Origin of the sequence: Kribbella sp. NPDC051137 (assembly GCF_040682535.1) — a bacterium.
GTDB lineage: Bacteria > Actinomycetota > Actinomycetes > Propionibacteriales > Kribbellaceae > Kribbella > Kribbella karoonensis.
On record NZ_JBFBBI010000003.1, the window covers coordinates 322,459 to 339,985 of the forward strand.

The following is a 17,527-nucleotide window of genomic DNA, read 5'->3' on the forward strand; positions in this document are numbered from 1 at the left end:
CGTCGCCCTCGTGTTCGATCAGCCCCAGTTGCGGTCGATCGACTGGGACGGGGTCGGGCTCGGCTTCGTCTCGGCGACGCGCTTGTCGCTCGGGTGGGTGCCGGGCTCGACGCCCTTCAGGGTGCCGAGGAGTTCGATCTCGGCGAGGGTGACGCCGTCGGTCGCCGGGGCGAACACCAGGCGGTACTGCGTGTAGGCCTTCGGCGAGGCGACGCTGAAGGACCTCGTGTACGACGCCCACGCCCAAGACTCGTTCGTACGCCGGTCCACGGTCGTCCACGTCGTACCGTCGTTCGAGCCCTCCAGCGTCCATGCGGACGGCGCCGTACCGGTGGCGCCGCTGGTCAGCGTGTACATGCCGACCGGGCGGCCCTGCGGGAGGGCGACCGTGACGGTCGGCCGGTCACCGGTCAGCGTGACCTGCGTCTTCGCGTCGTTGTCGATCAGCGTCGAGACGTCGGTACCGCCCGCACCGATCACCGCGCCGGTGTCCGAGGTGGAGTCCCGCCAGGTCATCGGGTCCTCGCCCGGCTTGGTGATCGACGGCGGGGCGTCGTTGCGGCCGGTGCCCCACTTGGTCGGCTGGTCGGTCATCTCGAACTCGATCTTGCCGCCGTTCGCGATCAGGTCGTGCGGCAACGACGTGGACGTCCACTGCTTACCGTTCACGCGGACGCTCTTCACGTAGATGTTCTTCGAGCTGTTGCCGGGCGCGGACACCACGAGCTTCTTACCGCCGGCGAGCCTGATGGTCGCCTTCGTGAACAGCGGCGAACCGATCGCGTACGACGGTGAGCCGACCTGCAGCGGGTAGAAGCCGAGCGAGCTGAACAGGTACCACGACGACATCTCGCCGTTGTCCTCGTCGCCCGGGTACCCCTGCCCGATCTCGGAGCCGGTGTACAGCCGGGACAGCACCTCGCGCACCTTCTCCTGCGTCTTCCACGGCTGCCCGGCCACGTCGTACATGTAGGTGATGTGGTGCGACGGCTGGTTGCTGTGGCCGTACTGGCCCATCCGGACGTCGCGGGCCTCGAGCATCTCGTGGATCGTGCCGCCGTACCCGCCGGTGTGCAGGGCGTCCTCGGGCGTGCTGAAGAACTCGTCCAGCTTCTTCGCGAGCCCGTCCCGGCCGCCGTAGATCGCGGCCAGTCCGGCCCCGTCCTGCGGTGTCGAGAACGCCATGTTCCACGCGTTCGTCTCGGTGTAGTCGTGACCCCAGTCGCGCGGGTCGAACGTACTGGGCGAGTTACCCCAGACCCCGTTCGGGTCCTTGCCCTGGAAGAACCCGACCGCCGGGTCGAACAGCGTCACGTAGTTCCGGGCCCGGTTCAGGAAGTACTTGTAGTTGTCCAGGTACTCCTGCTTGCGCGGGTCGTTCTTCCTCGCCTTGTCGTACAACGCCTTCGACAGGTTCGCGATCCCGAAGTCGTTGATGTAGCCGTCCATCGACCAGCTGAAGCCCTCACCGGTGGTGTTGGCCGTGTAGCCGTTGAACGTGGACAGGTCCATGCCCTTGCGGCCGACGTTCTGCGACGGCGGTACGACGGACGCGTTCTTCACGGCCGCGTCGTACATGTCCTGGACGTCGATGCCCTTGATCCCCTTGAGGTACGCGTCCGCGAAGGCCACGTCGGACGACGTACCGACCATCAGGTTCGCGTAGCCGGGGGAGGACCAGCGGGAGATCCACCCGCCGTCCTTGTACTGCTGCACGAAGCCGTTGACCAGCGCGGCCGCGTCGTCCTGGGAGAACAGCGAGTACGCCGGCCACACCGTGCGGTAGGTGTCCCAGAAGCCGTTGTTGACGTACGTCTGACCGGCCACGATCTTCGAACCGGTCTCGGTCGGCGTGTCGGTACCCACCTTGGGGGAGGTCGGCGACGCGTAGCTGATCACGGGCTTGGCAGCGGTGCCGGTGTTCTCGGAACCGTTGTTCGGGTAGAGGAACAGCCGGTAGAGGTTCGAGTACAGCGAGGTCAGCTGGTCGGCGGTGGCGCCTTCGACCTCGATCGTGCTCAGCTTGGCGTCCCACGCGGCCTGGGCGGCGTCCTTGACCTCGTTGAACTTGGAGCCGGCCGGGAGCTCCATCTCGAGGTTCTTGCGAGCCTGCTCGGTGCCGATCAGTGAGGTCGCGATCCGGAGCTGCACCTGGGTGGTCTTCGCGCCGAACATGAAGTAGCCGCCGACGTTCGCGCCGCCGCCGTTCGACAGCTTGCCCGAGGCAAGGACCTTCTGGTCGACCACGCCGTACACGAACAACCGGCCGGCGCCTGTGGACAACCCGCTCTTGATGTCGGAGTACCCGGTGACCACGCCCGTCGTCGGGTCGAGGGTGAGACCACCGCTGTTGTTGACGTTGTCGAAGACCAGCGACGCCTTGCCGGCCGGGAAGCTGAAGCGCAGCATCGCGGCGTGGTCGGTCGGCGCGATCTCGGCCGCGTTGCCGTTGTCGAACGTGACGCCGTAGTAGTACGGACGGGCGATCTCGTTGTCGTGACTGAACGACCAGGCGCGCGCCTTGCGGTCCGCGGTCGGCGTGTCCGCCGTCGACGGCATCACCTGGAACGTCTGCCGATCACCCATCCACGGACTCGGCTCGTGGCTGATCGACAGCGCCTGCATGGTCGGCCGGTTGGCCTCGTTGTTGCCCTTGGCGTAGTCGTACAGCCAGGACGTGGAGCCGGCGTTCGTGACCGGCGTCCAGAAGTTGAAACCGTGCGGTACGGCGGTCGCCGGGAAGTTGTTGCCCCGCGAGAAGCCGCCGGTCGCGTTCGTACCGCGGGTGGTGAGCGCCAGGTCCGACGGGTGCTTGGCCGCGGTCTTCTGCGCCGCGCGGTCCGGGTTGATCGCGGCGGCGATCCGGATGTCGTCCACCCAGCCGCGGAAGTCCGCAGGCCCGGACGGCTTGTCGTAGCCGATCAGGATCCGCTTGATCGTCTTGCCGGCGGCCACCGTGCCGAGGTCGGCCTCGACGTTGTTCCACTGGTTCGTGTACAGCGCCTTCGAGTCGCCCTGACCGCGCGGGCTCAGCTCGAACCCGTGATGGTCCTTCGCCTTCAGGTCGCTCAGGTACGTCCCGTCGTCGAAGGCCAGGTCCAGCGCGGCGTACGTACTGGGATAGCTGAGGTCGCCCTCGACGTGCTCAGGGAAGATCTTGTACGACAGCCGGGTGTCCTTGCCGACCTTGAGGTCGACGTCGGAGATCTTGTTCCACGTGTACCCGCGGCCCGTCGCGTCCTGGTGACCGGCGTACCGGAAGGACTTCACACCGGTGAAGCCGACCCGGGCGCGGGCGTTGTACGCGCTGGTCGGGCCGGAGTCGAGCCGCGATTCCGCGACCGGTCCGGGTGGCGGCAGCGGGTCGCCGTTCGAGAGGTACCAGTCGGCGAGCTGGACGATGTTCTCGCCGTGGTTCAGCGTGATGTCGAGCTTGAAGTACGTGTACGCCGTGTCGTTGGCGAAGCTGTACTCCTTGGTCTGGAACCGGTTCGCGAAGTCCTGGTTCGACTGGGTGTCCAGCGTGGTCCAGGTGGTGCCGTCGTTCGAGCCGGACACCGTCCAGTTCTTCGGGTCGCGGCCGTCGGCGTCGTTCGCCGAGGTCAGCGCGTACTTCTTGATGACGACCGGCGTCGAGGTCTGGTAGACCAGCCAGCCGGTCGGCTCGAACACCAGCCACTTGGTGAACTTGTCGCCGTCGGCGGCGTTGGTGGCGATCTCGCCGCCACCGGTGTTCTCGCCGTTCGCGGTCACCTTCGTGACCTTGTCCATCTGGCTGCCGCCGATCCCGGTCGGCGTGGGGCCGCGGACACCGTCGGTGCGCGGCTTCCCGTCCGCGCCGGTCTCCACGGCGTCGGTATAGCCGGGCTGCGGCTGCCCGGACTCGAACGAGGTGAAGTACGACGAGCCGCTCACCACGGGCTGCTCGGAGGCAGCCGGTGACGCGGCATGCGCTGGCGTCATGGCAACAGACATTGTCACAACCAACGTGAGAGACGCGACGAGCCCCAGTGGGCGGCGGCGGAGATCCATCTACGCTCCTAGCACGGCCGGACCGACGCGACCCCCGTCCGCCGGTGTGGGTACGCGGCCCCGATGACAAGGTTGTCAGCCCGCGCCCGGCCGGAATCGTCTCCCGCCGATCACTCGCGGTCAAGACCTCGTCGCAGTCAGTCCGCCTTGGCGCGTGAGTTTTCCACAAGTGGCAACGTGATCGTGCTGCGACAGGCACAGTCGGTAACTACAGTTACCTTGCGCGGTCCGGCAGAGACCGCACGTTCTCACGGGGAGGCCGAGGTGGCGGTGCAGGTCGTGCGTCGGCAGTACACGCACCTGCTGCTGCCGCACGCCTCGTTGGACGATCCGCAGCGGGCGCTGTTCGAGGTGGCGCTGCGCCCGGCCGGCTGGATCAGGGACCCGGACGAGAACTCCACGATGTCGCTGCGCTGGACGAAGGGCCATGCGGCGCTTCGCGTGCAGACACTCGGGTGGTTCCCGCTGCTGGTGACGGTCGGGCCGATCGGCAGGCCGTCCGCGGTGCACCGGGACGCGGCGGCGCGGCTGACTGCTGCCGTGCTGGCAAGTGGTGGCAAGAGCTTCACCGACCGGCAGTTGGTCGAGTACCTGCCGCAGGCGCAGCTCCGTTGGCAGCGGGCGCTCCTGGAGCGTCAACGGTTGTCCACAGCCGAGCGCATGCTCCAGGCGCGCCGTTGCTCGTACTGCGGGTCCTGGTCGGAGACGTCCGCGACGCACTGTGCTGGTTGCCGGCGCCGCTTCACGACGGCCGATGACCGGGAGCGGGACACCACGGTCAGCCGGGCCACGGCGACGGTCAAAGAAGCAGAGGCGATGCTCGCAGAGCTGGCGCGCGGTGTGGTGCTGGAGCGGTTGGGCGGTGTCAGGCATGGCTGAGGCTGTTGCAACCCGTGAAGCCGAGCAGTGGGGCTGGGAGTACCGCGGGCGTGAGGTCGTGGTTGTCGAGCAGCATGACCCTCCCGTTCCCGCCGTACCGCCGCCGACGGCTCTGGCCGCGTTGGAGAGCAAGCGTGCTGCTGCTGACCGGCTGCGCCCGGTGCTGGTGTGGGTTGCGGCTGGTGCCGCGGTAGCGACCGTCGTGGTCGCGGTTGTCGTGCAGCCGTTGCTGGCATTGATACCTGCTGTGGTGGCGTTGGGTGTCGTGTGGCTGTGCTGGGGGCGACCGGAGCTGTTGCGACGGGCAACGGTGAAGGAACACCAGCTCTGGCTGGCGGACTGCGTCAGCACGATGGCCGGGTTCGAGCGGGACGTACAGGCATGGCAGCAGGACCTGAGCGAGCGGGAGCGCACCAGGTCACTCGAGGTCGACGCAGTACGACCGTGGGTTCCTGTCGGCCCAGTCACGAAGGAACGTGTCGACCTGTACGGCGGCACCGCTGCAGGCTGGCGCGCTGCGTTGCTGGCGATGGGTACGTCCCTGATGAGTGCGGGCGGCCGGCTGGTCGTTCTTGACCTCACACAGGACACCGTGGTCCAGCCGTTGCGGGACCTGGCCGAGGAACATGGTGCGCCGATCCGTGCGTCCGTCGTACCGGAGCACTCACTGAACCCGTTGGCTGAGTTGAGCGCTGACGAGATCGGTGTGGTCGTGGCTGAGGGGCTGCGGGCGGCAGAGCCCGAGCAGGGCGAGTCTCGCGGTGTTGACGCGACCCTGGTGCAGCAGGTGGCCGAGTGCCTTCAAGATGCGCCTGTCACGTTCAAGAGGCTGCACTTGGCGTTTCAGGTGCTGCTACGGCAGCTGACGCCGGATCAGCGCGGCCTGCTGACCCGGTCCGAGTACGCGAAGTTGACTGACCTGCTGAGCGAATCCGCCCGGCGTTCGGCTGAGGCGCGGCTGTTCCGGCTGGCGGCGGGGGTGCAGCGGCTGGCTGCTGTCACCGGAGACGCGGCGATGGACGGGTGGGACGGCGAGGAGATCTCGCTGCGGATCTTCGAGCTGTCGCATCGGGAGTCCGAGCTGACCGCGTCGTTGCTCAGGCACCTCCTGTTCCAGATCACCATGGTCCGGATCCAGCGCGGCGAGCTGTCCGGGCGCGGCGAGCGGATCGTCGTGATCGCGGGGGCGGACGCGTTCGCACGGCCGGAGCTGGAGCGGTTCGACAGCATCTGCCGGCGCAACGGGCTCCGGCTGGTTCTGCTGTTCGCGCATCTGCGGGACAGCGCGGTGGAGGTCCTGGGCGGCGGGGACGCCGTACTGTTCATGCGGCTCGGCAACGCGAAGGAGGCCGAGCAGGCGGCGACCTTCATCGGGCGGCAGCACCGGTTGGTGGCGAGCCAGTTCACGTATTCGCACGGGACGAATACCTCTGTGTCCACCTCGGACAGCACCACGCGCGGCAACAGCGCGTCGACGAGCGAATCGAGCGGCGTACAGACGTCGGACAGCCGGCAGGCGACGTTCGGGTTGCTGTTCAGCCGCCGGCACCGGGCTGGGTCCAAGACGAGCGGGGAGCAGTACTCCGAGTCGACTACTGGTGGTACGTCGTGGTCGGAGTCGACGTCGACGTCGGAGTCGAGCGGGACGACCGAGAGCACGTCGATCGGGTACCAGCGTACGTACCAGTACGCGATGGAGCCGACCGTCCTGCAGGGGTTGTCGCCGACCGCGTTCGTGATGGTCGACCCGCTCGACCCGGCAAGCCCGCGGCTGGGCGACTGCGATCCGCGGCTGGGATCGCTGTGACTCCGCAGCTGATTCCGCGGTCGCGGGTTGTCGAGGTGCCGCTGGCGGGCGGGCCGGAGGCGGATGCGGCCCAGCGACTGACCGCGTTGCGGCGCGGGCTGTTGCCGGCGCTGACGTTGCAGGCCGCGGCCGGGCGGCCCTTCAGCTTCTGTTGGACCCGTACTGCGGCCGGTGGCCCGCTCGAGGTGCGGACCGCCGTCGACGACTACCCGGTCGGGGCGCGGATCGTCGAGGCGGAGCCGGTCGAGTTCCCGTACTGGGTGGAGGTCGGTGGCGTGCACGACGTACTCACCGCCTTGCCCGAGGCCGAGGTCGAGCCGGCCGGGTTGCTCGAGGACCTCGCGGAGGCGCTGCCGCCGTTCGCGTGGCTGGTCGAGGCTGTGCCGATCACGGACCGGGCCGAACTGCTCGACGACCTGCATCTGCGGATGACGATCGGCCTGGACCGGGAGAAGATCTCCGGGCGCGACGCGCTCGACCTGGAGCGGAACCGGGCACGCTTCCGCGACTTCTCCGCCGCTCCGGGCGGTCTGTGGACGGTGCGCATCCGCGCCGGCGCCGCGGACGAACGGACCGCCCGGACGATCGCGCACACCTTGAGCGCTACCGCTGACTTGCACGAAACGCCGTACACGCTCACGGTCCAGGACTCGGCCGGGTTCGAGGCGACTGGGTTCGAGGCGGCCGGGTTCGAGGCGACCGGGGAGTTGCTGGCGGCGATCGCGCGACCGCCGGTGCGGGAGATCGCCGGTGTGCGGGCGGTCGAGCAGGTGCGCTTCGACCTGACCCCGGAGACGCCCGCGGACGGCATCCCGCTGGGCGACGTTATCGACACCGCGGGTCGGGCGGTCGCGCCGATGACGGTCTCGCGGGACACGCTCAACCGGCACGCGTTCGTCGCGGGAGCCACTGGTTCGGGCAAGTCACAGACGATCCGGCACCTGCTCGAAGGGCTCAGCGCGGCCTCTGTCCCCTGGCTGGTGATCGAGCCGGCGAAGGCGGAGTACGCCGGGATGGCCGGCCGGCTCGGCGCCGACTCCTCGGTCGCAGTGATCCGGCTCGGTGACCCCGACGCCGTACCGCTGAGCCTCAACCCGCTCGAACCCGAAGCGGGTTTCCCCCTCCAGACGCACCTCGACCTCGTCCGCGCGCTGTTCCTCGCCGCGTTCGAAGCGCACGAACCTTTTCCACAGGTCCTGAGTCAGGCCTTGACCCGGTGCTACACGTCGTACGGTTGGGACCTGGCCCTCAGCAGCGGCGCCACGCAGTACCCGACCCTCGCGGACCTGCAGACCACAGCACGCGCGGTCGTCGACGACATCGGGTACGGCGCCGAACTCGCCGCCGACGTCCGCGGCTTCGTCGACGTCCGGCTGACCTCGCTCCTCCTCGGCACCCCCGGCCGCTTCCTCGGCGGCGGCCATCCCCTCGACGTCGCGGACCTCCTGCGGCGGAACGTCGTACTCGAACTCGAAGACGTCGGCGACGACCAGGACAAGGCGTTCTGCATGGGCGTCGTCCTGATCCGCCTGATCGAACACCTCCGCGTGCACCGCACGTCCGCCACCGGGCTGCAGCACGTGACGGTCGTGGAAGAAGCCCATCGCTTGCTCAAGGCAACCACCGAACCCAATCACGCGGTCGAACTGTTCGCGGGCCTGCTCGCCGAGATCCGCGCGTACGGCGAAGGGCTCGTGATCGCCGAACAGATCCCCAGCAAGGTCATCCCCGACGTCGTCAAGAACTCCGCCCTCAAAATCCTGCACCGCCTCCCCGCCGCCGACGACCGCGAAACCGTCGGCGCCACCATGAACCTCACCACCCCCCAATCCCGAGCCGTAGTCTCCCTCCCACCCGGCCAAGCCACCACCTTCACCGACGGCATGGACCGCCCCATCCTGCTCCGCATCCCCCACGGCGAACCCCGCGAACACCGCGCTCTCCACCCACCCACCGTCGCCACGGCCTCGCGTCGCACCGCCGCGTGCGGAACCTCCTGCTCGCAGACACCTTGCACCGTCCGAGATATCGCGACCGCCGCTCGGATCCTCCGCGAGAACCCGACCGTGACCGTGTGGATCGAACTCCTGACGGTCGCCCACCTCGCGAACCTCGCCCGACCCGCGCCACCCGAACTCGCCGGCGCCTGGTCGGACCGAGAGTTGCAATGCGCGCTCGCCGAAGCCATAACCACCGCAGTAGCAGGCCGAGCCGCCGCGATCACCGCCGACGTCGACCCCGAGGCCCTCTCGAAACACCTGTCAGACACCGCGGCTGCCCTCCTGACGCACCGCGAACCACCCTGCCAACGACGAGAGACCGAGTGGCAGGCAGGCTTCTATCGGTACGCCGACATCGCCGACGACCTCCGCGACTACGACGGCCGACAAGACGCACCGCATCCGGCAACCGACCTGTGGCGTCGCCGCGGCCTGAACCTCACAGGCACCTCGATCAACGACCAGATAGACAGCATCCTCGAGGCGTCGGCCGGTCGGCCCTCAGAGTCTCTGCTCTTCGGGGACGGCCGCCTGACCAGCGCCGCATCCAAGCTGTCCAGTGCCTCGGACCGAGCCTTCCAGATCATCGAGGCCGCCAAGTCCCTGAAAGTCCCGGACGACTGGCACCACCACATCTTCCGCTCGGTCGACCCGATGGACAGGCGGCCCTGATGGACTCCCGCGCTCACCGCCGCCTCGAGCCCACCGACCCAACCGCCCCAGAAACCCCAACTCGCGAGCCAGCCCCGTCGTCGGAGACTCGAACCTCCGAGCCAGCGCCTTCGGACGCCCCAACAGCCGAGCCACCCATGGATCGGGCCTCCGCGTCAGCTCCGGAGTCTCGTTGCGCATCCGACGCGAAGCCAACCAACCGTCTTGTCGACGAACCCGCCGACAGGCCTACGAGGGACGCCGAGCCCCGACCTTCCGTCGACAAACATGACGAACCAGACGTCCCACCCACCGACACCTCCGACACCTCCGACACCCAGCCACCGCCCGCCCGCCGCCAGCGCATGGCCAACCATCTCCTCTTCAACCGCGACGGCTGGGGCCAGGCCAGACCCGAGGTCGACAATCCTCGGGAACAGAACCAGCCTGCGGAGCCCGACAGCGCGGACGAGACACCAGCCCCCCATTCCACGGAACACGAGCCCACACCCCCGACCCCGCAGACCTCGCTGGACGCAGTCGAAGAACGAGTGAGCGATCCGAAGGACCGCGAAGAACCGGCTGCATCTCCCGAACCAGCCACAACGCCCGAGGCTGCTGATATCGGTGAACGGAAAGACACCGACACCTCGAGTCCGCCCGACGAAACGCGGAGCTACCAGAGAGGATTCACCGTCGACCTCGAGGTTGACGGTGAGCCTGTCAGGGCTCGCTTCGACCGTTGGGATCCAGAGCGGCTGACGATGCCTCGACCTGCCAGACCTGACGTGTCCGACGCTCAGGCCGACGAACGTACCGAAGCAAGCGATCGAACATCACGCGACGTGCGGACCGGCGTCGCCTACATCGCGGCCAACAAGGACACTCGGCCATGGCTTGCTCCGGCGGCACGCTGCGAGCCGATCGTCCAAAGCGTGTACGCCTCGATCGATCTGTCGGAAGGGCACGGCCACATCCGGCACGGGGCGATGGGCTCGGATGACCTGCAGGCGCGCAGGGTGGCGTTCAACGAAGACCCCGCGCAAACGGATCCGGTGAAACGCGAGTTGGGAATCGACGGCCTCGATCCGACCAAGCAGCACTACTGCGGTAAAGACTCAACAAGGGTCCACGACGCGACCGCTCTCGCTGCGGTCTACGTGATGGCAGCCGAGCACCCTAAGGTACGTGCCATTCTCGACGCTCCGTTCGACGAGAACGTGCAGCCTCGTGACCTCGTCGTGCCGATCACGGAATTGTTGGGCGAGGACGGTTATGAGTTCTGTTCAGGCTTCAGGCTCAAGAACTGGCCAGAGTCCAAGGCCGCGCGGAAAGAATGGTTGCAGGCGAAGCGGACCGGGTCAGATCTCTCCGGCCTCCGCGAGCCCGAGGTTGAACCCATCCCGACCTTCGAGGGGGGCGACATCAAGATCGTCTTCAAGCGGAACCTCGAGGCCAAAAAGTACGGGATCTACACCCTCTTCCCGCGTCCCTTCGAAGAATGACTGAGGAGATTCACGTGAGTTACTCCGGTGAGTACTGGCTGAAGCATCCGGATGCGCCGTTTGCCACCTTCCTGGGGGTAGTGCAGACCCATCTGCACTCCGAGGCCGATCCGGACAACTTCTCCGCGCTGAAGCGGCGAGTACGCAACGATCGCGCTGACGACGTCGAACTGCAGACGTTCAAGGCAGAATTCTCCCGGCTACTGAAGGGCGATCGGGAAGGTCTGCCGAGCGACGCGATCAGTCTCGCGGCCGACGGTGACAGTTGGACCACAGACGACGAGTTTCTCCTGTGGTTGCAGGCGGAGCTGTATCCGCAGGAACCGGCGCCGGGTGAAGCTGTGTGAGGAAGCGGTAGTTGGTCGTGGGTCGAACAGTGGGCGGGATCCACTGATATCCTGAGGTTCGAAAGGAATAATTGTGTCCAGGTCGTATTGGCTTGACGATAAATCGGTCCCATTCGCGACTTTCCTGGCAGTAATTCAGGCTCATTATCATCCCGAAGCGTATTATGACAACTTCCCCGACCTTGTCGAGATGGCGAGGACCGGACGCGGTGGGGAGCGGATGGCCACGTTCAAGGCCGAACTGTCCCGCTTGGTGAGCGGCGACCGCGAAGGTTTGCGGCCAGGTGCGATCAGTGATGCCGCGGAGTACGACTGTGCATCCGACGATGAATTCCTGCAGTGGCTATGGCATGAGCTCTATCCCTCCGAGCCGGTGGCGGTGTCAGGGGGGATGCGTGGTTGAGGTGCGGGTGTTTGCGGGGTGGAGTGGGTGGGGTGCTGCGGAAGAGGCGTTGAGTGGCGTGCTGCCGTCGGCCTTGGTTCGGGAGTTGGGGGTGGCGTTCGAGGGGGCGGTTGGGTGGCATGGCGGGCAGGTGCGGCCGGCGGGGGAGGCGTATTGGGAGCACTTGTTGCAGGTGGTGGATGTGTTGGTGGGTGGGGTTGGCGTGACGGATGTGGATCTGTTGCGGGCGGGGCTGTTGCATGACGTGGTGGAGGACACCGACGGGACGATCGAGGAGCTGAGGGATCGGTTCGGGGAGCGTACGGCGGGGTTTGTGGGGGCGGTGACGATCGGGCCGGAGGGGCGTGCGGCGTACCTCGACAAGTTGGCGACGGCGCCGCGGGACGTGTTGTTGTTGAAGTTGTCGGATCGGTACAGCAACGTGCAGCGGTTGCACACGCATCCGCGGGTGGGGAAGCAGCGGTCGTATTACGCGGAGACCGTGGAGCGGTTTGTTCCGTTGGCGGTTGTGGATAAGCGGCTGGAGGAGTTGTACACAGCCTGGGCGGCGGCGTACTCGTATCTCGAGGGTCCTGTGGACAACCTGCAAGCGGCGGACAAGTTGGCGGCCGCGGTGCATCGGGAGCAGGTCGACAAGAGCGGTGAGCCGTACGTGCTGCACGTGCGCGGGGCGGCGGAGATCGCGCGGCGGGACGGAGCGGACGAGTACCAGCAGATGGCGGCGCTGTTGCACGACTCGGTCGAGGACACGAGCTGCACGCTCGACCAGTTGACGGAGTTGGGCGTCCCGCCGCGGGTGGTCGAGATGGTCGACGCGCTGACCCGGCGGCCGGACGAGACGCACGACGATTACCTGACCCGGCTGGTTCGGACGCCGGCAGCTGTGCCGGTGAAGCGGGCCGATATCGAGCACAACAGCAGCCCTGCGCGGCGGAGCCGGCTCGACCCGGAGACCCAGGAGCGGCTGCGGAAGAAGTACGCCCATGCGCTCGAAGTACTTGATCGGTGACGACGGGTGACGAGCATGGTCGGGGGTGGACCGGCGCAGGTAGGTTGAGCGGTATGGATGAGCGTGTGCTGGTGACCGGGGCCTCTGGATTCATCGGGCGGGCTGTGGTGGCGGCTCTGCGGGAGCGGGATGTGCCGGTGACTGCGGTGGATCGGGAGCCGGCGGATGCCTCGTGGGACGACGGTGTGCACGTGGTGACCGGGGATCTTGCGGAGCAGGAGACCTGTGTTGCGGCGTTCGAGACGCGGCCGACGGCGGTGGTGCACCTGGCGGCGTTGACGTCGGTGTTGCGGTCGGTGGACGCGCCGATGCAGACGTTCGCGCAGAACGTGACCATCACGCAGGTCCTGCTGGAGCTGGCGCGGGGCAGTGGTGTGGACCGGTTCGTGCTCGCGTCCACCAACGCGGTGGTCGGTGACGTCGGTACGGCGACCATCAACGCGAACCTCCCGCTCCGGCCGCTGACGCCGTACGGCGCGACCAAGGCCGCGTGCGAGATGCTGCTCTCGGCGTACTCGGGGAGCTACGGGATGGCGACCGCCGCGCTCCGGTTCACGAACGTGTACGGGCCGGGCATGTCGCACAAGGACAGCTTCGTGCCGCGGATGATGCGGGCCGCGCTGAGCGACGGCGGCGTGCGGGTGTACGGCGACGGCAAGCAGCGGCGGGACCTGGTCTTCATCGACGACGTGGTGAGCGGCATCCTGCTGGCGCTGGACAGCAAGTACGACGGTCGCGCGATCATCGGTTCCGGGCGGTCGGTGTCGGTGCTGGAGATGATCGAGACGGTGCGCGCGGTGACCGGGTGCGCGGTGCCGGCCGAGCACATCGCGGCGCCGGCGGGCGAGATGCCGGCCGTGGTCGTGGACATCGCCAACGATCTCGGGTACCAGCCGACGGTGTCGCTGGAAGACGGTCTGGCCCGCACGTGGCAGTACTTCAAGAACCAGTGAGGGAGCCGGTAACCCTCGCCTCACTGAGGAAAGCGTTGCGGAAGGCGCTGCGGACGCACTGGTTGCTCGCCGTCTTCCTGACCTTGGGTCTCGTACTGCGGATCCTCGCGACCGTCGCCTACACGCCGGCGATCGTCTACGTGGACTCGGTGCAGTACCTGACCAACATGGGCAAGCTCAGCCCGGACCAGCTGAACCCGATCGGGTACGACTTCGTCCTCGGCCCACTGGTCTGGCTCGGCGGGCTGAAGCTGGTCGTGATCGTCCAGCACCTCGTCGGCCTGCTGCTGGGCGTCGTGATCTACGTGCTCGCCCGCAAGCTGACGGTCTACCGCTGGCTGTCCGCGGTCGCCGCCGCGCCGATCCTGCTCGACGCGTACCAGGTGCAGATCGAGCAGAACATCATGGCCGAGACCACGTTCGACGTGATCCTGGTGGCGATCCTCTGGCTGCTGCTCGCGAAGGGCGTGCCGGGCTGGCGCCGCGCCGCGGTGGTCGGCGTACTCGTCGGTGCCGCGTTCACGGTCCGCGCGATCGGCATGGTGCTGCTGATCGCGGTGGTGCTCTACCTGGTCGTGGTCGGGAACGCCTGGCGCAAACGGCGGACGGACGTGGTACTGCGTACCGCTGCCGCCGTCGCGGGGTTCGCCCTGGTCTTCGTCGCGTACGGCGCGTACTTCCGGATCGACACCGGTCGCTGGGGCTTCACCGGGGCCGAGAACGAGATCCTGTACGGACGGACCGCCACGGTCGCGAATTGCGACAAGCTGCCGCTCGATGACGGCACGCGGTTGTTCTGCCCGAAGGAGCCGCTCGGCCAGCGCCTGGGCGTCGACAAGTACGCCCACGACCGGTACGGCGACAAGAACTGGCCGGGGGCGTTGCCGCCCGGTACGACGAAGCGGCAGCTGGCCACGGAGTTCGCGCATCTCGTCATCAAGCACCAGCCGTTGGACGTGACGTGGGCGGCGTTGAAGGACTTCGCGAAGGGTTTCGCGCCGACGCGGACCACCTCGCCTGACGACGTACCACTGGACCGCTGGCAGTTCCAGCTGGTCTATCCGAACCTCAAGGACCCCAACACCGCCAAAGCGGCAGTGAAGTGGGGAGGGGCCGAACCGCACGTCTCTCACGTGCCTGCGGTCATCCTTCGCGCCTACCAGCTGAACGGTGGCTACGCGTCCGGCACACTGCTCGGGTTGTGCGTTTTGATCGCTCTCGCGGCGGCAGCGGGGTTGGGGCGCGCCAAGACGTCAGGGCTTCGCTCTGCCGCTCTACTGCCAGCTGCAGCCGGTGTGGTGCTGCTACTCGGCTCAGCCGCGTTCGAGTTCTCCTGGCGCTACCAGTTGCCAGGGCTCGTCTTCTTCCCGCTGGCAGGTGCCATCGGCCTGCGGGCGATTCTGGGCAAGGACCAGGCACGCCCCGCGATGGCCGACTACCCCGACGCCGTCGACTCCCAGGCAGCAGCGGCACTCGCCGCCGCGACCTTCGCCCCGGTGGTCGTTGTGATTGCGGCGTACAACGAGGCAGCCGGGATCGGGCCGGTGCTGACGAACATGCCCAAGACGTGCGCGGGCATGCCCGTCGACGTCCTGGTCGTCGTCGACGGCGCGACCGACGACACCGCCGACGTCGCGAAGGACCACGGCGCGTACGTCTGCGTCGCCCCCGCGAACCGCGGCCAGGGCGCCGCCCTCCGGCTCGGGTACCACCTGGCGGCCGCGGGCGGAGCGCAGTACGTCGTCACCACCGACGCGGACGGGCAGTACGACAACGACGAGCTGGAGGTCCTGCTCGAGCCGATCCTGCTCGACCGGGCCGATTTCGTCACCGGATCCCGCCGGCTCGGGGCCGAGGACGCGGACAGCCGGCTGCGCTGGGTCGGCGTCCGGGTGTTCGCCGTACTGGCGTCGGTCCTGACCCGGAAGAAGCTGACCGACACGTCGTTCGGGTTCCGCGCGATGCGGGCCGATCTGGCGACGGCGGTGACGCTGCGTGAGCCGCAGTACCAGTCGTCGGAGCTGCTGCTCGGGGCGCTCGCGCTCGGTGCGCGGGTGGTCGAGCTCCCGATGACGATGCGTCGCCGCGGCGACGGGAGCAGCAAGAAGGGCCCGGGGATCGTGTACGGCGCGAACTACGGGCGGGTGATGACGACTACGTGGCTACGGGAGTACGTGCTTCGGCGGGGGCGGCGACGGGCTTGGCGAACACCAGCCGATCGAACAGTACGAACTTCACGATGAACAGCACCGCATAGGTCCCGAAGTACGAACCGGTCACCAAGAGTGTCTTCCAGGCGTGCGACTCGATGCCTCGCACCAGGTGGTCGGTCAGTGAGGTGACCAGCGCCGCGGAGACGGCGGAGCCGATCACGATCAGCGTGTACGGCAGCTTCTGACCGCTGCGGCCCCACGTGTAGCGGCGGTTCAGCACGTAGTTCGGAACGGCCCCTGCGAACCAGGCGACCAGGGTCGCGACGATGGCCGGCGAACCGAACCAGTAACAGAGAGCGAACGCGAGCTGGCTCACCACGGTGGCGACCACGGAGGACGCCGAGTACTTCGCCCACAGCAACAATCTGCCGCGGCGGGACCGGAGCTTGGTGAGAGCGCGCATCGGGGCCTATTCTGCACCCCCGCACCAGCGTCCGGCAGTCCGGCGGCCATTCTCAGCCGATTGCCAGCGAATAAATGACCCCTGTCACGTTACGGGAGCGGGTACTCAGGATATGAAGGACCTGACGACGTTTCTGACGGAAGGCGGCCGAACCGTGCGCGTACTCGTCCTGGGCGGTGACGGCTACCTAGGGTGGCCGACTGCTCTGCACCTTTCCGACCGCGGCCATGACACGGCTGTGCTCGACAACATGGCCCGCCGCGGGTACGACCGCGAGCTGGGCGTCCAGAGCCTGGTCCCGATCGAGGATCTCGAGTCCCGGGTGCAGGCCTGGAAGGAGGTCTCCGGCAAGACGATCCCGGCGTACGTCGGTGACCTGCTCGACGCGGACTTCGTCTATCGGGTCCTGCAGGAGTTCAACCCGGACGCGATCGTGCACTTCGCCGAGCAGCGGGCCGCGCCGTACTCGATGATCGACCGCGAACACGCTGTGTACACGCAGCACAACAACGTGGTCGGCACGCTGAACCTGATGTACGCGATCGCCGAGGTCAACCCGGACATCCACCTGGTGAAGCTCGGCACGATGGGCGAGTACGGGACGCCGAACATCGACATCGAGGAAGGCTGGCTGGAGGTCGAGCACAACGGCCGCAAGGACCGGATGCTCTACCCGAAGAAGCCGGGCTCGTTCTACCACCTGAGCAAGGTGCACGACTCGCACAACCTCGAGTTCGGGTGCCGGATCTGGGGGATGCGGGTCACCGACCTAAACCAGGGTGTCGTGTACGGCCAGCAGACCGAGCAGACCGTGCGGGACGCGCGGCTGGCGACCCGGTTCGACTACGACGCCGTGTTCGGAACCGTGCTCAACCGGTTCGCCATCCAGGCGGTCCTCGGCGAGCCGCTCACGGTGTACGGCGCCGGCAGCCAGACGCGGGGCTTCCTGGACATCCGGGACACCGTCGAGTGCATCCGGCTCGCGGTGGAGAACCCCGCGGACAAGGGCGAGTTCCGGGTCTTCAACCAGATGACCGAGAGCTACTCGGTGACGCAGCTCGCCGAGCTGGTCGCGGAGTGCTTCCCCGGCCCGGTCCAGGTCGAGCACCTGGAGAACCCGCGGGTCGAGCAGGCGGAGCACTACTACAACGTCAAGCACACAGGCCTGGTAGGCCTCGGCCTCCAGCCGCACCTGCTGTCCGAGACGCTGATCGAGTCGATGTTCGACATCGTCTCGGCCAACAAGGACCGCGTGGACCCGGCAGCTCTGCTGCCGACCGTCCGCTGGCAGGGTCCTTTGAAGCAGGGCTGAACCCGCCTGGTTC

At 67.6% G+C, this 17,527-nt stretch carries 12 protein-coding genes; 10 read left to right on the forward strand and 2 right to left on the reverse strand.

Features of this window, described 5'->3' with window-relative positions; translation table 11 throughout:
* Window positions 1–18: 18 nt before the first annotated feature.
* Window positions 19–3,963 carry a GH92 family glycosyl hydrolase gene (locus AB0M51_RS16515; protein WP_344193680.1) on the reverse strand — a complete coding sequence of 1,315 codons (3,945 nt, stop codon included), beginning with the start codon at window positions 3,961–3,963 and terminating at the stop codon, window positions 19–21.
* Window positions 3,964–4,296: 333 nt separating this feature from the next.
* Here AB0M51_RS16515 and AB0M51_RS16520 point away from each other — a divergent pair, with 333 nt between their 5' ends.
* From AB0M51_RS16520 to AB0M51_RS16560, 9 genes are all read left to right on the forward strand, one after another.
* The gene (locus AB0M51_RS16520; RefSeq protein ID WP_344193682.1) at window positions 4,297–4,911 is read left to right on the forward strand and encodes a hypothetical protein; all 615 of its coding nucleotides are present in this window, start codon (window positions 4,297–4,299) and stop codon (window positions 4,909–4,911) included.
* Window positions 4,904–6,718: a hypothetical protein gene (locus tag AB0M51_RS16525; protein ID WP_344193684.1), complete on the forward strand. Its 1,815-nt coding sequence runs from the start codon at window positions 4,904–4,906 to the stop codon at window positions 6,716–6,718. The genes AB0M51_RS16520 and AB0M51_RS16525 overlap by 8 nt, the downstream gene beginning before the upstream one ends.
* Window positions 6,715–9,390 carry an ATP-binding protein gene (locus AB0M51_RS16530; RefSeq protein WP_363749523.1) on the forward strand — a complete coding sequence of 892 codons (2,676 nt, stop codon included), beginning with the start codon at window positions 6,715–6,717 and terminating at the stop codon, window positions 9,388–9,390. The genes AB0M51_RS16525 and AB0M51_RS16530 overlap by 4 nt, the downstream gene beginning before the upstream one ends.
* Window positions 9,391–9,920: 530 nt before the next feature.
* Window positions 9,921–10,874 (forward strand): hypothetical protein, encoded by a 954-nt coding sequence (locus AB0M51_RS16535; RefSeq protein ID WP_363749524.1) that lies wholly within the window; start codon window positions 9,921–9,923, stop codon window positions 10,872–10,874.
* Between the two features lie 14 nt (window positions 10,875–10,888).
* Window positions 10,889–11,221 carry a hypothetical protein gene (locus AB0M51_RS16540; RefSeq protein WP_363749525.1) on the forward strand — a complete coding sequence of 111 codons (333 nt, stop codon included), beginning with the start codon at window positions 10,889–10,891 and terminating at the stop codon, window positions 11,219–11,221.
* Between the two features lie 73 nt (window positions 11,222–11,294).
* Window positions 11,295–11,624: a hypothetical protein gene (locus tag AB0M51_RS16545; RefSeq protein WP_363749526.1), complete on the forward strand. Its 330-nt coding sequence runs from the start codon at window positions 11,295–11,297 to the stop codon at window positions 11,622–11,624.
* The gene (locus tag AB0M51_RS16550) at window positions 11,572–12,633 is read left to right on the forward strand and encodes an HD domain-containing protein (protein WP_363749527.1); all 1,062 of its coding nucleotides are present in this window, start codon (window positions 11,572–11,574) and stop codon (window positions 12,631–12,633) included. Before AB0M51_RS16545 ends, AB0M51_RS16550 begins: the two co-directional genes overlap by 53 nt.
* A 53-nt stretch (window positions 12,634–12,686) precedes the next feature.
* The gene (locus tag AB0M51_RS16555; RefSeq protein ID WP_344193696.1) at window positions 12,687–13,586 is read left to right on the forward strand and encodes an NAD-dependent epimerase/dehydratase family protein; all 900 of its coding nucleotides are present in this window, start codon (window positions 12,687–12,689) and stop codon (window positions 13,584–13,586) included.
* Window positions 13,583–15,829, forward strand: coding sequence for a glycosyltransferase family 2 protein (locus AB0M51_RS16560; RefSeq protein WP_344193698.1), 2,247 nt, complete (start codon window positions 13,583–13,585; stop codon window positions 15,827–15,829). The genes AB0M51_RS16555 and AB0M51_RS16560 overlap by 4 nt, the downstream gene beginning before the upstream one ends.
* Here AB0M51_RS16560 and AB0M51_RS16565 read toward each other — a convergent pair.
* Window positions 15,741–16,202, reverse strand: a complete 462-nt coding sequence (locus AB0M51_RS16565; protein WP_344193700.1) for a GtrA family protein — start codon at window positions 16,200–16,202, stop codon at window positions 15,741–15,743. The two genes, AB0M51_RS16560 and AB0M51_RS16565, sit on opposite strands and share 89 nt — an antisense overlap.
* Before the next feature lie 112 nt (window positions 16,203–16,314).
* On the opposite strand from AB0M51_RS16565, the gene AB0M51_RS16570 reads away from it, so the two are divergent.
* Window positions 16,315–17,514 carry an NAD-dependent epimerase/dehydratase family protein gene (locus tag AB0M51_RS16570; RefSeq protein ID WP_363749528.1) on the forward strand — a complete coding sequence of 400 codons (1,200 nt, stop codon included), beginning with the start codon at window positions 16,315–16,317 and terminating at the stop codon, window positions 17,512–17,514.
* Window positions 17,515–17,527 lie beyond the last annotated feature (13 nt).

What these genes read in the sequence shown, in the direction of transcription:
- AB0M51_RS16515 (WP_344193680.1), bottom strand. Translation starts at nt 3,963, where the DNA reads ATGACGCCAGCGCATGCCGCGTCACCGGCTGCCTCCGAGCAGCCCGTG.
- AB0M51_RS16525 (WP_344193684.1), top strand. Translation starts at nt 4,904, where the DNA reads ATGGCTGAGGCTGTTGCAACCCGTGAAGCCGAGCAGTGGGGCTGGGAG.
- AB0M51_RS16550 (WP_363749527.1), top strand. Translation starts at nt 11,572, where the DNA reads ATGAGCTCTATCCCTCCGAGCCGGTGGCGGTGTCAGGGGGGATGCGTG.
- AB0M51_RS16555 (WP_344193696.1), top strand. Translation starts at nt 12,687, where the DNA reads ATGGATGAGCGTGTGCTGGTGACCGGGGCCTCTGGATTCATCGGGCGG.
- AB0M51_RS16565 (WP_344193700.1), bottom strand. Translation starts at nt 16,202, where the DNA reads ATGCGCGCTCTCACCAAGCTCCGGTCCCGCCGCGGCAGATTGTTGCTG.
- AB0M51_RS16570 (WP_363749528.1), top strand. Translation starts at nt 16,315, where the DNA reads ATGAAGGACCTGACGACGTTTCTGACGGAAGGCGGCCGAACCGTGCGC.